Raw genomic sequence first — 14,631 nt, forward strand, 5'->3', positions numbered from 1 at the left:
TGCTCACTTCGCCGGCATCTGCTGCTGGGCCTTGAGGAGCTTGGCCTTGACGGAGTCGGTGGTCACCGCGCGGCCGGCGGCGGCGTCGGCGAACAGCTCCTTGACGGCCGTGCCGACGGTCGTCTCGAACTGGGACTCGGAGGGCACCTGGGGCAGCGCGGCGGCGCTGGTCGCCAGGGTGTTCTTCAGCACGGCGTTGTCCGGGGTGTTGAACGCGGGGTCCGACTGGGCGGTCTTGACCGGCGGGATGGAGCTGAACGCCTTGTTGAGGATCTTCTGCTCGTCGTCGCTGGTCAGGAACTTCACGAACCGGGTGGCGCCGTCCAGGTTGTGGGTGTTCTTGAAGACGGCGACGTTGACGCCGGCGACCATGGAGTTCACCTGGGTGCCGGTGCCCGGGGTGCCGGACTGCACGGGCACCGGCGCGACCCCGTAGGCGTCCTGGCTCATGCCCTGGGACTTGAGGTTGGCGGAGGCGGTCTGCCACAGCAGCATGGCCGTCTTGCCCTTGGCGAAGTCGCTCACCGACTGGTTCTGCGCGTACTCGGCGTTGCCGGCCGGGATGACCTTGTCCTTGGCCATCAGGTCGACGTACTGCTTGACGGCCGCGACCACGCCGTCGCTGGTGAAGTCGGGCTTGCCGTCGGAGGTGAAGAAGTCGGCGCCGTGCTGCTTGGCGAAGACGAACACGTGGTGGACGTTCTCGTTGAGGCTGGAGCCCTCGGCGCCGATCACCTGCTTGCCCTTGGCCTGGATCTTCTTGCCGTCGGCGATCAGCTCCGCCCAGGTGGCGGGCGGCTTGGCGATGCCGGCGTCGGCGAAGATCTTCTTGTTGTAGTAGAGCCCGTACGCCATGGAGTACAGCGGCACGGCCGCCGGGTCCTTGCCGGGCGCACCGGTGGAGCCGAGGGCGGAGTCGACGAACCGGTCCTTGCCGCCGATCTTCGCGAAGTTCTTCGCGTCCCAGGGCAGCAGCGCGCCGGTGGCCTGCAGGGAGGCGCTCCAGGTGTTGCCGATGTTCAGCACGTCCGGGCCCTGCCCGGAGGTGGTCGCGGTGAGGATCCGGTTCAGCAGGTCGTTCCAGGGCACCACCTCCAGCTTCACCTTGATCCCGGTCTGCTTCTCGAACTTGTCGAGTTCGGGCTGGAGGACCTTCTTGTCGATTTCGACGCTGGCGCCCTGGTTGGAGGCCCAGTACGTGAGGGTCTTGGGCGAGTCGTTGGACCCGCCGCCCGTCGACGACCCGCCTCCGCAGGCCGAGGCCGCCAGGGCGAGAGACATGGTGACGGCGCCTACGGCCGCGGCTCGGATGCTGCGCATGGCTCCTGGTGTCCCTTTCCGGGAGTCGAGAACCGCGAGGAGGCCGCGGAAGGGCGATACTCGGCCGCAACGTCCGAGTTCGACTTCCGAAGCCACCTCAGGGCTTAATTTAGGACGTGAGTTAAAACCTCCGGGGTGGCTCCGTCAAGGGATACGACAACGGCGAGGAGGCCGAGAGGGGCGCACCGGGCGCGACCGAGCCCCGCGCACAGGCCCGACAGCACCCCTGACCAGCACCGGAAGCCCGAGGCCGGCGCATTGCAACGGTTGGATATCGACGGCGTTCGACGACGTGCGAGCCGGGTGCCGGGGAGGGCGTCCCCCATGGTCGCAGGGGCGGGCCGGGGCGCCTGACGGACGGTCGGCAAGCCCGCGCGTCCCACCGGTCGTTCCTGTCCCGCCTCTTGACGCTTCGTTCACCCGCGTGAACCATTCAGCGGCGAGAGAGCGCTCTCGAACCCCACCCCGTTCACTTCATGAACCAGGAGAGCCGCCCCATGTCCTCCGACTCCCCCACGTCCCACCGCCCTGCCCGCCCCCACCCGCCCCCCGGCTCGGGGATGTGTATAAGGGGCGGGGCCTGGATGTTCGGTGTGGACGGGTCGAAGACGTGCACGTTCGGCCCGAGGTCGCCACCGCCCGCACCAGCCCGCGTGCCCTGCAGGGCGGTGGCGACCTCGGGCCGAACGTGTACGTCTTCGACCCGTCCACACCGAACATCCAGGCCACCCTGGACGACATCTTCCACCGCCAGGAATCGGCCCAGTTCGGCACCGGCCGCTACGCCCTGCTGTTCAAACCCGGCACCTACCAGGGCCTGAACGCCCAGATAGGTTTCTACACCTCCATCGCCGGCCTCGGCCTGTCCCCCGACGACACCACCATCAACGGGGACGTCACCGTCGACGCGGGCTGGTTCAACGGCAACGCCACGCAGAACTTCTGGCGTTCGGCCGAGAACCTGGCCCTGGTCCCCGTCAGCGGCACCAACCGCTGGGCCGTCGCCCAGGCCGCCCCGTTCCGCCGGATGCACGTGCGCGGCGGCCTGAACCTGGCGCCGGCCGGCTACGGCTGGGCCAGCGGCGGCTACATCGCCGACAGCCGGATCGACGGCCAGGTCGGCCCGTACTCGCAGCAGCAGTGGTACACCCGCGACAGCGCGGTCGGCGGCTGGGTCAACGCCGTGTGGAACATGGTGTTCTCCGGCGTCGAGGGCGCCCCCGCGCAGAGCTTCCCCAACCCGCCGTACACCACGCTGTCCACCACCCCCGTCTCCCGGGAGAAGCCCTTCCTGTACCTCGACGGCAGCGCCTTCCGTGTCTTCCTGCCGGAGAAGCGGACGGCGGCGCGCGGTGTGACCTGGGGCAACGGAACCCCGCGCGGCACCTCGCTGCCGCTGTCGCAGTTCTACGTGGCCCGGCCCGGCGTGACGGCGGCGACCCTCAACCAGGCGCTGGCCCAGGGACTCCACCTGCTGCTCACCCCGGGCATCTACCACGTGGACCAGCCGATCCAGGTGAACCGTCCGGGCACGGTCGTCCTCGGCCTGGGTTTCGCGACCCTGGTCCCGGACAACGGCACGACCGTGATGAAGGTCGCCGACGTCGACGGCGTACGGCTCGCCGGCTTCCTCATCGACGCCGGCCCGGTCAACTCGGCGACCCTGCTGGAGGTCGGACCGCAGGGCGCGACCACCGACCACTCGGCCAACCCGACCACCGTGCAGGACGTGTTCGTGCGCATCGGCGGCGCGGGCGCCGGCAAGGCCACCACCAGCATGGTGATCAACAGCCGCCACACCATCGTCGACCACACCTGGGTGTGGCGCGCGGACCACGGCACGGGCGTCGGCTGGGACACCAACCGCGCCGACTACGGCGTCGTCGTCAACGGCGACGACGTGCTGTGCACGGGCCTGTTCGTGGAGCACTTCAACAAGTACGACGTGCAGTGGTACGGCCAGCGCGGCCGCACGATCTTCTTCCAGAACGAGAAGGCGTACGACGCCCCGAACCAGGCGGCGGTCCAGGACGGGTCGGTGAAGGGCTACGCGGCCTACAAGGTCGGCGACAACGTCACCGACCACGAGGCCTGGGGCCTGGGCAGCTACTGCAACTACGACGTCGACCCGACGATCGTCCAGCACCACGGCTTCGCCGCCCCGAACCGCTCGGGGGTGAAGTTCCACGACCTGCTCGTGGTCTCGCTGGGCGGCAACGGACAGTACGAGCACGTCATCAACGACACGGGCGCGCCCACCTCGGGGACGTCCACGACCCCCTCGACGGTGGTGTCGTATCCCTGAGGCCGGGCACGGCCCGGTGAGGTGTGTTCCCTCCCCTGCTCCGGAGAGGGAACACACCCGGCGGCCGGCTATCCGGCCGGGGCCGCGACCGGCGCGGGGGCGTATCCCGCGGGCCGGCTGCTGAACGTGCCCCGGCCCTGGGTGCGGCCGCGCAGCCGGGTGGCGTAGCCGAACAGCTCGGCCAGCGGCACGGTCGCGCTGACGACCGCCGTACCGGCCCGCGTGACCTGCCCGGTGACCCGGCCGCGCCGCGCGGCCAGGTCACCGAGGACACCGCCCAGGCTCTCCTCGGGCACGGTCACCGTCACCTCCGCGACCGGCTCCAGCAGCCGCATCGCGCAGCCGCGCAGAGCCTGCCGGAGCCCCAGCCGCCCCGCGGTGCGGAAGGCCGCCTCCGAGGAGTCCTTCACATGCGTGGCGCCGTCGGTCAGGGTGACCCGCAGCCCGGTCCCCGGATGGCCGCCGAGCGGCCCGTCGGCGAGGGCTTCCCGGCCCCCGGCCTCGACGGCACGCACGTACTCCTGGGGCACCCGTCCGCCGACGACGACCGACCGGAAGGAGAAACCCTCGCCGTCGGCGGGCTCGACGTCCAGCACGACGTGCGCGAACTGCCCCGCCCCGCCGTCCTGTTTGACGTGCCGGTACACGCACTGCGACACCCCGCGCACGACGGTCTCCCGCAGTGCCACCCGGGGCCGGCCGACCCCGACCTCGATCCCGTGCGCCCGGCGCAGCTTCTCCACCGCCACCTCCAGGTGCAGCTCGCCCCTGCCGGACAGCACCGTCTGCCCGGTCTCGGGGTCGGTGCGCACGGCCAGCGAGGGATCCTCCTCGGTGAGCCGGGCCAGCGCACCGGCCAGCCGGTCGGTGTCGGCGCTCCTGCGGGCCTCGACGGCCACGGAGACGACCGGTTCGGCGACGCCGGGCGGTTCGAGGACGAGCGGGGCGTCACGGTCGCACAGGGTGGTGCCGGCGCGGGCGGACTTCAGCCCGACCACGGCGACGATGTCCCCGGCGTGCGCCCGGTCCAGCGGCGTGTGCCGGTCGGCCTGCACGCGCAGGATCCGCCCGATCCGCTCGGTGCGCCGCGCGGTGGCGTTCCACACGGTGTCCCCCTTCTCGACGGTTCCCGAGTACACCCGCAGGCAGGTGAGCCGCCCGGTGGGGGTGGCGTGCACCTTGAAGGCGAGCGCGGCGAACGGGCCGGCCGGATCGGCCGGGCGCTCCACCTCCTCCTCACCGCGGGTGCCCCGTACGGCGGGCACGTCGAGCGGCGAGGGCAGCCAGTCGACGACGGCGTCCAGCAGCGGCTCGATCCCGCGGGTGCGGTAGGCGGAGCCGCACAGCACGACGACACCGTCACCGGTGCGGGTCAGGTCGCGCAGCGCCGACCGGAGGGTGGCGGTGCCGAGCGTCTGTCGCGCGCAGAACTCCTCCAGCGCGGCCGGATGCCGCTCGGCCACGGCCTCCTCCAGGGCGTGCCGCCGGTACCGGGCCTCCTCCCGCAGTTCGCCGGGTACGTCGCGGACCAAGAGGTCGCCGCCGTCGCTCCACACCAGGCCGCGCATGCGGACCAGGTCCACGACCCCGCGAAAGCCGCTCTCCGCGCCGATGGGCATCTGCACGACCAGCGGGCAGGGGTGCAGGCGTTCCCGGAGGGAGGCCACGGCGGTGTCGAGGTCCGCGCCCGCCCGGTCCATCTTGTTGACGAACGCGATCCGCGGCACCCCGTACCGGTCGGCCTGCCGCCACACGGACTCGCTCTGCGGTTCCACCCCGGCGACGGCGTCGAACACGGCGACCGCCCCGTCCAGCACCCGCAGCGACCGCTCGACCTCGTCGGCGAAGTCGACGTGTCCGGGTGTGTCGATGAGGTTGATCCGGTGCCCGTCCCAGTCGCAGCTGACGGCGGCCGAGGAAATGGTGATCCCCCGCTCCCGCTCCTGCGGGTCGAAGTCGGTGACGGTCGTGCCGTCGTGCACCTCGCCCCGCTTGTGGGTGGCGCCGGTGGCGTACAGGATCCGCTCGGTGACGGTGGTCTTGCCGGCGTCCACGTGGGCGAGGATGCCGAGGTTGCGGACGGCGGCGACGGGGTGGTCCGGGTGGGTACGGTGGATACGCACGGCGCGTGGCCTTTCTTGGCGATGCGGGAAAAAGGGCAGCGCGATTGCCGTGCGAGGGCTCGCCCGGTCGCCCGTCGGCGGACGGCGGGTGTGCGACGGGACAACAGTCCGCGGGTGTGTGTCGGCACAACAGTCCGCGGGTGTGCGGCGAGGCAGCCGACCGCGGGTGTGCGACGGAACGGGAAGCGAAGCCCGGTCGGCCCGGGTCAGGCCCCCGGCACGGACCTCCGGTGCCGGCCGCGCAGCGGGCACCGGAGGTGCGAAGACACCAGGATCACCTGAAACCGTGACAGGGAGCCGACGTGTGCGGTGTGCTCACGCATGGCCGGCTCCTTCCGGGGATCTCAGGGGGCGCCGCAAGGCGCGCGGTACGGGGCGAGTCTAGGGAACGGCGAGGCGCCGGGCACCGGATTTTCCGTGCGACCGCCCGGGCCGAGCGGTGACGACGAACTCCCTGTCCGGGCCGACGTGCAGGCGCCTGTGGCGGCGCAGGTCCGCTTCCCAGGAGGTCTGTGCGCATCCGGGCGGAGGCACCGGCCGGTCCGGGTGGTCCAGGACCCGGGCGTACAGCGGATGGACCCGGTTGCCGGGGGCGGCGATCAGTGCCGACAGCAGCGGTCTGTCGGTGCAGGTGGCCCGGTCGACTTCGACGAGTACGGCGACCTTGTCGTCCGGGTGGAGCGCGGGCAGCCGTTCGTCGAGGCGTGTCCCGAGCTCCCGCCAGGTCAGCGGACGGGCCGTGCGGGCGGCCGTGCCCAGCGTCCAGCGCAGCCGGTCCGCGTGGGCGCATATCTGGCGAAAGGTGGGGCGAGCGGTCAGGGCGGAGACATGGGCGCGCCATGCGTCGATCCGCCGGCTCACGGCGGCGGCCGGGGGGCGCCACAGGGCTCGGACGCAGGATGCGATCTCGCGGAGGGCGGTGTGCACCTGGTCCAGGTGGAGTTCGTCCCCGATGTCGTCGAGGCGGTCGAGGAGCAGGAGCAGTCGTTCGGTGGTCTCCCTGTCCTGCTGCGCTCGGACCTGCTCCGGCAGGAGGACCGACGGCAGCGGTCCTGCCGGCGGCACGTCGCCGGAGCCCTCGGGAGCGGGTCGCCTGCAGGACCGGGGTGCCGGGGGCGGGGCGGTGTGCGGCGCACGCGGCTTCTGGTCCGGCCGGACGACCGGCGGGGCTGCGACCGGTGCCGCCTCGCTGCCCGCGGGCGGGGCCGTGACCCGTTCCGCCTCGCTGTTCCCGGGCGGCGTCGGCGCGGGGCGGCCCGCCGGGCGGGGAACGTCCGCCGGGCGCCGTGGAGCCTCCGCGGTCGGCACGGGCGCCTGCCGGTCGTGCGGGACCAGGCCGGCCGGAGTGGGACGCAACCCGGGCACGAGCATGCCGTGGCCGGTCATGCGGCACTCCGACAGCGGCACCCAGGCGACGGGACGGTCCGGGACCTGTACGCCGACCTCCACGAGGCGGGTCACGCCGAGCGGCCGGCACCGAACGCGCACGGCGTATCCCTGCCTGTCCATCTGCCAGTTGGCGACCATGCTGTCGGGGCCGAACAGCCAGTGCACCTCGACCCACTGGCCGCGCAGATCGGTGTCGGCGCGCTCCCATTCGGCCTTGGAGGCCCTGGCCAGCTGGACGCGCACCAGGTGGCGCAGCGGGCTCCCGGCGCGGGTGTACAGGACGTCGACCACCTCGCGCAGGTCGTGTCCGCGCTGCCTGTAGCGCACCTGCACGTTCCGGTACTTCTGCTGCTTCAGCCAGCCGGCGAGCGCCCTGCCGATGTAGAGATGGTCCGCGCTGGCCTCGTTCGTCGCGACGCGCCGGCACTGCCCCGATACGACATGGGCGAAGTGACACTTCTTGTCGCGGTACTTGCGGGCCGACAGCCTTCTGCCGCAGCCGCCGAGGAGTGTCCCGCAGTAGAACTCGCGGGCGGGGTAGGCCCGGATGAAGCGGTCGAAGGCGGCCGCGTCCATGGGCAGGTACACCGGGTGGTCGGCGCCGGGGGATCCCGCCACCGCCGTCTGCACCTTGCGGGTGTCCGTCTCCTCGGCGGAAAAGGGCATGATCGGACTCCGGGGTGAACTGCTGTGCACGGGCCGCAGCCGGCGCGTCGCCACGGCAGGGCGCCGTACGCGCGCCGGAGTGCTGCGCACCTGATCATCACACAGCCCTCACCTGGCGCGCATGCGGTCCGGCCCCCGGCACCGCGCGTCGGCGTCAGTGACACGACGACGCAGGGGGCCGGCTTGCGAGCAGCAGGCCCGTGGCCATAACGGGGCGACCCGCGCGCCGAGTTGTTCGGTGGCCGGTGGCGAGCCGCGCCGGACAGGTGGGGCTCGCCGGGGCGTGCGGTCGCCCCGAAGCGGAAGCTGCGGCGCGCGGCATGTGCGGGTCGCGTGAGGGAACGTCGAGCGACACGTGAACACCGCGCGGCTTCGCGTGGCAGCCGCGTGGCGTTCGCCACAGCAGTGCTGCAAAGTTCCGGACCCGCAAGACGCGTCTCGGCCCGGCAACACGGCATTTCACGGTGTCGGACGCGTCGCGGCGGTTTGCCGCACGGCACTTCGGGTGAACGGCGGTTCGCACAGCCTGCTCTATGATCGTTGAAAAATTGATCTCATCGCGTCTGCAACCAGTCCCGGGTGGACCCTGGCGATCGCTCACGCCGGCAACGGTGCGGGCCTCGCGGACTGGCACGTGCGAAGAAGGGTGAACAGCATGGGCATCGGACTGCTCCGACGTCGGCGTTCCCGCAGCGCTTCCGCCGGCGCGTCAGGCTTTGCGGCATCGCTGCCGGCCGGCGCGGGCGCCTACCGCTGCGAAGTCGTCGACCCCATGGGGCAGCCCATGGGCGGCGCCGAGATCACGGTGACCGCGCTCGACAGCCACCGTGTCATCGCCCGCGGCACCACCGACCCGTACGGTCTGTTCGTGGCGACGCTGCCACCGGGCTCCTACAGCGTGATGGCCACGGCAGAGGGACTGACGCCCGCCCGCAAGAACGTCGACATCACCGCCGGAGTCGCCCTCCCGCCGGAGCGGATCGCGCTGCTGCCCGCCCGTCAGCTGGAACTGCCCTCCCCCGGCACCTGGTTGTTCGACCCGCCGCACACCGCGATCCGGTTCATCGCCAAGCACGTGGGCATGGCCCACGTCCACGGCCGCTTCACCCGCTTCGACGGCGGCATCCGCATCGCACCGGACATGGCGGACTCCCAGGTGTCGGTGCGCATCGACGCCTCCAGCATCAACACCGGCAACAAGACCCGCGACAACCACCTGCGGTCCGCGGACTTCCTCGACGTCGAGCGCTACCCGTACATCGACTTCACCAGCACCCGGTTCGTCTACCACGGCGGCCAGAAGTGGACGCTGCACGGGACGCTCACCATGCACGGCACCAGCCGCTCCGTGGGCCTGGACACGACGTATCTCGGTACCGTCAACGGCGGTTACGGGCAGGAACTGCGCTGCGCCGCACTGGCGAAGACGGAGCTGCACCGCGAGGACTTCACCCTCAACTGGCGTTCCATGCTGGCCCGCGGCATCGCGGTCGTCGGGCCGACCGTGCAGCTGGAGCTGGACGTGCAGGCGATGTACCGCACCCCTGACACCCCGACGCCCCCGGAGTAGGCGACAGGCCGGCCCTCGCACGTCTCGGCGAGGGCGCAGGGAGCGGCCCCCGGCTGTTCGGAAGGCGGGTTCCGCCCCAGCCGGTGGCCCCTGCCGCCTCGTCCCGGGGACGCGGCCTCCCCGTCCTCCTCACCGCGGCCTCGGCCGCCCGCACCGTCCGGATCGCGGTCACCGGCACCCGCGGCACACGCCCCCCGCCCCGCCTCGGAGAGCGCGACCCGCGCGACGGCGGGCGCCCCCTGCACGTCGGTGCCCTGACCGACCGCCGGGGCCGGATTCCCCGCGCGGACGGCGGACCCGGCGAGACGGTGCGGGCAGAGTGCACGGGGTGAGGGTCACCGCGTGTGGGACAGGTCAGACCGTGCCGACACCGTTCGAGTAGGACTTCATGGAGTAGGTGCCGAAGCCGTTCTCGACGGGGTCGCCCGTGTCGTTGATGCAGTGCAGGATGCCGCCGCCGCCCGCGCCGTTGAGGCAGACGGTCATCAGCGAGGTGAAGACGACGCCCGGGGTGTCGGGGACCTCGTAGGCGCGGTCGGTGTAGATGTCGGCGTCGAGGTTGAAGTAGGCGTAGCTGCCCAGGCCCCACGCGTGGTGCTCGGTGACGTGGTCGCCCACCTTGTAGGCGGCGAAGCCGTTGGTGTCGCCGTGTCTCCAGGCCGACTGCGTCGGGACGTCGTAGGGGTGCTCGTTCTGGAAGAAGTAGGTGCGGCCGTGGTTGCCGTTCCAGAGCACCTCGTAGTTCTGGTGGTGCTCGACGAACAGGCCATAGGCGGTGACCCGGTCGCCGTCGACGAGGAAGCCGACGCCCGCGGGGTTGACCGACCAGCCGACCGTGCCGTCGAGGCCGTGGTCGGCGCGCCAGGCCCAGACGTGGTCGACGATCACGTCGTTGCTGTCGATCCGGATGCTGACGTCGGTGCCGCCGGGGACGGCGCCGCCGATGCGCGGGAAGACGTCGAAGAGCGCGGTGGGCCGGTGCGCGTGGCTCCTGCGGGTGCGGCCGTCGCCGACGCGCAGCAGCACGCGGGAGCGGGCGGAGGCGGCCTCGAGGATCACGCCGGCCACGGAGACGTCGTCGACGTCGGCGACCTCGATGAGTGAGTTGCCCTTGACGGCCTGGAGGGTGGCCAGGCCGAGGCCGAGCACGACGGTGCCGGGCCGGGTGATCCGCAGCGGTGCGGACAGGGGGTAGATGCCCGGGGTGAGCAGGAGGTGCTTGCCGCGGGCGAGCGCGGCGTTGATGCTCGCGGCGGAGTCGCCCGGCCGGGCGACGTGGAACTCGGTCAGCGGGATGCTGTGGCCGGCGGCCGGCCCGCCGGCCCAGGAGGTGCCGGTGCTGTCGCGGCGCAGCGCGGGCACGAAGACGTGGTAGGCCCCGCGGCGGTCCACGGTCAGGAACGGCTTCTCCCGGATCACCGGCGTGCGGTCGACGGTCGTGTAGGGCGGGGTCGGGAAGGACGTGGCGGGCGCGCCCTGGACGCCGACGAAGACCATGTTCCAGTTGGCGCCGGTCCAGCTGCCGATGGTGTCGTTGCGCGACAACCACTGCTGCTGCGAACCCGAGTCGATCCGGCCGTCCACCACGCTGTCGGCCAGGAAGCCGCCGCTGGACCAGCCGTTGCCGGGCGGGCTGGGCATGAGGATCATGTCGCCCTTGACGTGGACGCGACGCATCGGGCCGGCCTGGGCGACGGCCCAGCGCTCCAGCCCGTCCGGCGGCACGATGGTCAGGTTCTCGGCGGCCCGCCAGAAGTCCTGGGTGCCGTTGCCGTCGAACCACTGGGCGTCGACGGTCACATGGCCGTTGATCACGACGTCCTCCGGGCTGCTGCCGAGCCCCAGGACGTGGGTGTAGAAGCCGACGTTGATCTCGACGTTGTACGTGCCCGGCTTGAACGCCAGGGCGTACCGCTCGGTGCCGAACTGGTTGGACTCCTGGACGGCGAACACGGCGTCGATCTGCGCCTGGATCGCCGCGTCACCCATCGACGGGTCGAAGACCAGGACGTTCGGCCCCAGGCCGGCCGTCCCGTGGCCGCCGGCGCCGTGGCCGCCCGCGCCGGCGGCGGGGGACGACGCGAAGGCGGATCCTGCGGTGGTGCCGGCCAGCGGCACCGCTGCGGCAGCGGCCGCCGCCCCGCGGAGCAGGGCACGGCGAGAGGGAATCACGGACACGGCTCTCCCTGGACGTGGTGGGCAATCGGGACCGCGGCTGGTCCCCAACCGCGAGAGAGCGCTCTCAGGCACGGAGTGAATCATCGCCGGTATGCAGCGTCAATAGGTCTGCACCAATAACGACGCGCACCCCACGCCGGGTTGCCGCGCGGCGTGCGGGGGCGTCCGTCGCACGGGGAGCAGGCGGCGGTCCCCGCGGTGACGGATCTCGCCGACACACCTGGGACGCGTCCCTGCCGTACCGGACCAAGTGCGGCGGTACGACAGGGCGCGTCACGTCGGGAGGGGAGGCATCCCGCGCAGACGTGCGGGCGCCTCAGGCCGTGTGCAGCGTCAACCCGTACCGGTTCAGGATCTCGTTGACCGGCTGGAACCACGTCTCGCCGCCGGAGCTGCAGTTGCCCCAGCCACCGGAGGTGACACCCTGGGCCTGGTCGCCGCTGATGAACGAGCCGCCCGAGTCGCCCGGTTCGGCGCACACGTTGGTCTTCGTCATCTCGTGCACCGCGCCCTGGCTGTAGTTGACGGTCTCGTTCTTGGCCAGGACGGTGCCGCAGTGCCAGTGCGAAGTCGAACCCGAGCGGCAGATCGACGCGCCGATCGGCGCCTCGGCCGAACCGCGCACCAACTGGTCGGAGACGGTGCCCCAGCCGAGCACGACCGGTACGGTCCACCAGCCGCTGCCCACGCTGACCCAGGCGTAGTCGTTGTCGGGGAACGAGGAGCCCTGGAAGGTGCCGATGTAGGAGCCGTCCCAGCCGCTGACCCCCATCCCCGGCTGCCCGCAATGCCCGGCGGTGACGAAGCCGCCGTACACGGAGAAGCCGATGGAGCAGCGGACGTTGCCCGTGTAGTACGGGTCTCCGCCGACCGTGCCGGCGGCGAAGGTGCGCGGCACCTGGGGTGTCTCGCGGACGGTCACCGGGCCGGCCTTTCGCGCGTCGGCCAGGAAGCGCTTGACATCGTTGTCCTGCTGGTGCGCCGCGACCACGGTGACGACGACCGAGCCGGCTCGCGGATCGACGTACCAGTCGCTGATGCCCTTGGGGGCGCGCAGTGCGTCCAGTGCCGCCTTGGTGGCGTTCAGCTGCCGTTCGGTGTGGTGTGCCGGTACCACCTCGGCACCCGTGGCCTCGACGGCCCCGCGACGCCGGTCGTCGGTGAGGGCGACGACGAGCGTGCCGCGCCCGGCGTCGAACCACGAACCGCCGTATGCGGCACCGGCCGCCTCACGCGCCGCCTTCTCGACCGTGCGCGCGGACGCCTCCTGTGCGAGGCGGGCGGTGGCCTGGGACTTCGTGAGGTGCAGGTCGCGCTGGAGGGCGGAGACCAGGCCCTCGGCCGCCGGGGCCTCGACGGCCGCAGAGGAGTCGGCGGGGGTGGCGGCCGCGGCGTGGCCGGTGCTCAGGCCCGCGACGGCGGAGGCCAGCAGCAGCGCCGCCGACAGGCCGGCGCGCAGAACTGTCGTGCGTCTCATGAGCGTTGCCTTTCGTCGTTCCGGTCACCGAGGGCGTGCCGCCCCCGGGACGGTGGGGGGTGGAGCGGAAGGGCATGCGAGGTGAGAGCGCTCTCACAGGAGGTGCACTGGAGAGGGTAGCGACGGCGGACGGTCAGGTCCATGCCAATAACGGGCCTCCCCGGCCGGCAGAAGCGTCCGTCCCGCTCAGGGATGCGCCTGATCCCGTGCTCCGGCTGCGCCGGTGCGACATCGGCGAGGTCACGTCCGGCGACGTCGCACAGTGGTCAAGGCGCCGGCAGCTCCGGATGGAGGCGATCCTCCGCAGGCGCCACGCCTACGGGAAACGAACCGGTGACACGCCGGCCGCGTACGGACGGCTCGCCCTTCGTGCCCGCCGCCCCGGCCGTGTACGCGGCTGAGCACCCGGTCAGTCGCCGGAGCTGAACGCTGCGTCGAAGGACTGGGCGGACGGCTCGATCGCGGTGAGTGCGCGAATGAACTTCAAAGCGTCCGGGGCGCCGACCAGGCGGTCCATGCCGGCGTCCTCCCACTCCACCGAGATGGGGCCGTCGTACCCGATCGAGTTGAGCATGCGGAAGCATGCCTCCCAGGGGACGTCCCCGTGCCCGGTCGAGACGAAGTCCCAGCCGCGGCGTGGGTCGCCCCACGGCAGGTGGGAACCGAGGCGGCCGTTGCGCCCGTTGAACCGCTTGACCGATTCCTTGCAGTCCACGTGGTAGATGCGGTCCTTGAAGTCCCACAGGAAGCCGACCGGGTCCAGGTCCTGCCAGACGAAGTGGGACGGGTCGAAGTTGAGCCCGAACGCCTCCCGGTGTCCAATCGCCTCCAGGGTGCGCACGGTCGACCAGTAGTCGTAGGCGATCTCCGAGGGGTGGACCTCGTGGGCGAAGCGCACGCCGACCTCGTCGAAGACGTCGAGGATGGGGTTCCACCGCTCGGCGAAGTCCGCGTAGCCGCGCTCGATCATCTCCGGCGGCACCGGCGGGAACATCGCCACGGTGTGCCAGATGGACGAACCGGTGAAACCGACCACGGTGTCCACCCCGAACGCGGCGGCGGCCCGCGCGGTGTCCTTGATCTCCTGCGCGGCACGCTGCCGTACGCCCTCCGGTTCGCCGTCGCCCCAGATGCGGGCGGGCAGGATGCCCCGGTGGCGTTCGTCGATGGGGTGGTCGCAGACGGCCTGGCCCGTCAGGTGACAGGAGAGCGTCCAGCACCGCAGGTGGTACTTCTCCAGCAGGGCGCGGCGGCGCGGGATGTAGTCGTCGTCGGCCAGGGCCTTGTCGACCTCGAAGTGGTCGCCCCAGCAGGCGATCTCCAACCCGTCGTACCCCCACTTCGCCGCCAGCCGGCACACCTCCTCGAAGGGCATGTCGGCCCACTGGCCGGTGAACAGGGTGATCGGGCGTGGCATCTCTTCCTCCGGTGGTTCGTCGCTCGGTTCGTCGCTCGGTTCGTCGGTCGGGGCGGTCGCGGGGCGGTCAGGGGGTCGCAGACGCCTCCGGGGTGAGCCCGGCCAGGCGCAGCAGCAGGTCCTTGACCTCGGTGGCGTCGTAGTGGTCGCGTGCCTCGCCGGGGCGGGAGCACAGCAGCAGGGGGC

General features: G+C 71.9%; 8 protein-coding genes. 2 read left to right on the plus strand and 6 right to left on the minus strand.

The window, feature by feature from the left end:
* Positions 1-3: 3 nt before the first annotated feature.
* Entirely contained in the window at positions 4-1,320 is a 1,317-nt protein-coding gene (locus GV126_RS03535; RefSeq protein WP_159662578.1) for an ABC transporter substrate-binding protein, read from the minus strand.
* Positions 1,321-1,900: 580 nt separating this feature from the next.
* Here GV126_RS03535 and GV126_RS03540 point away from each other — a divergent pair.
* The gene (locus GV126_RS03540; RefSeq protein ID WP_500305244.1) at positions 1,901-3,625 is read left to right on the plus strand and encodes a pectate lyase-like domain-containing protein; all 1,725 of its coding nucleotides are present in this window, start codon (positions 1,901-1,903) and stop codon (positions 3,623-3,625) included.
* 68 nt (positions 3,626-3,693) lie between these two features.
* Here the strand turns inward: GV126_RS03540 and fusA are convergent, their stop codons facing one another.
* Together fusA and GV126_RS37100 are read right to left on the minus strand one after the other, a co-directional pair.
* Complete coding sequence (gene fusA / locus GV126_RS03545; RefSeq protein ID WP_236569860.1) at positions 3,694-5,748, minus strand: elongation factor G; 2,055 nt, start codon at positions 5,746-5,748, stop codon at positions 3,694-3,696.
* Between the two features lie 381 nt (positions 5,749-6,129).
* Entirely contained in the window at positions 6,130-7,803 is a 1,674-nt protein-coding gene (locus GV126_RS37100) for a competence protein CoiA family protein (RefSeq protein WP_159662580.1), read from the minus strand.
* 655 nt (positions 7,804-8,458) lie between these two features.
* On the opposite strand from GV126_RS37100, the gene GV126_RS03555 reads away from it, so the two are divergent.
* Positions 8,459-9,373: a YceI family protein gene (locus tag GV126_RS03555; RefSeq protein WP_159662582.1), complete on the plus strand. Its 915-nt coding sequence runs from the start codon at positions 8,459-8,461 to the stop codon at positions 9,371-9,373.
* Positions 9,374-9,727: 354 nt separating this feature from the next.
* Here GV126_RS03555 and GV126_RS03560 read toward each other — a convergent pair whose 3' ends face one another.
* From GV126_RS03560 to GV126_RS03570, 3 genes are all read right to left on the minus strand, one after another.
* Complete coding sequence (locus tag GV126_RS03560) at positions 9,728-11,635, minus strand: pectate lyase-like domain-containing protein (RefSeq protein ID WP_237331154.1); 1,908 nt, start codon at positions 11,633-11,635, stop codon at positions 9,728-9,730.
* Between the two features lie 232 nt (positions 11,636-11,867).
* On the minus strand, positions 11,868-13,028 hold the full coding sequence (locus tag GV126_RS03565; RefSeq protein WP_159662584.1) for a S1 family peptidase: 1,161 nt from the start codon (positions 13,026-13,028) through the stop codon (positions 11,868-11,870).
* 409 nt (positions 13,029-13,437) lie between these two features.
* Positions 13,438-14,445, minus strand: coding sequence for a sugar phosphate isomerase/epimerase family protein (locus tag GV126_RS03570; protein WP_159662585.1), 1,008 nt, complete (start codon positions 14,443-14,445; stop codon positions 13,438-13,440).
* Between the last annotated feature and the right edge of the window lie 186 nt (positions 14,446-14,631).

It is taken from the genome of Streptomyces mexicanus, assembly GCF_902506575.1.
Classification (GTDB): Bacteria; Actinomycetota; Actinomycetes; order Streptomycetales; family Streptomycetaceae; genus Streptomyces; species Streptomyces mexicanus.

Excerpts from the sequence above, each read along its gene's own strand:
- GV126_RS03560 (WP_237331154.1), bottom strand. The coding sequence starts at position 11,635 with ATGATTCACTCCGTGCCTGAGAGCGCTCTCTCGCGGTTGGGGACCAGC.
- GV126_RS03570 (WP_159662585.1), bottom strand. The coding sequence starts at position 14,445 with ATGCCACGCCCGATCACCCTGTTCACCGGCCAGTGGGCCGACATGCCC.
- GV126_RS03555 (WP_159662582.1), top strand. The coding sequence starts at position 8,459 with ATGGGCATCGGACTGCTCCGACGTCGGCGTTCCCGCAGCGCTTCCGCC.
- GV126_RS37100 (WP_159662580.1), bottom strand. The coding sequence starts at position 7,803 with ATGCCCTTTTCCGCCGAGGAGACGGACACCCGCAAGGTGCAGACGGCG.
- GV126_RS03565 (WP_159662584.1), bottom strand. The coding sequence starts at position 13,028 with ATGAGACGCACGACAGTTCTGCGCGCCGGCCTGTCGGCGGCGCTGCTG.
- GV126_RS03535 (WP_159662578.1), bottom strand. The coding sequence starts at position 1,320 with ATGCGCAGCATCCGAGCCGCGGCCGTAGGCGCCGTCACCATGTCTCTC.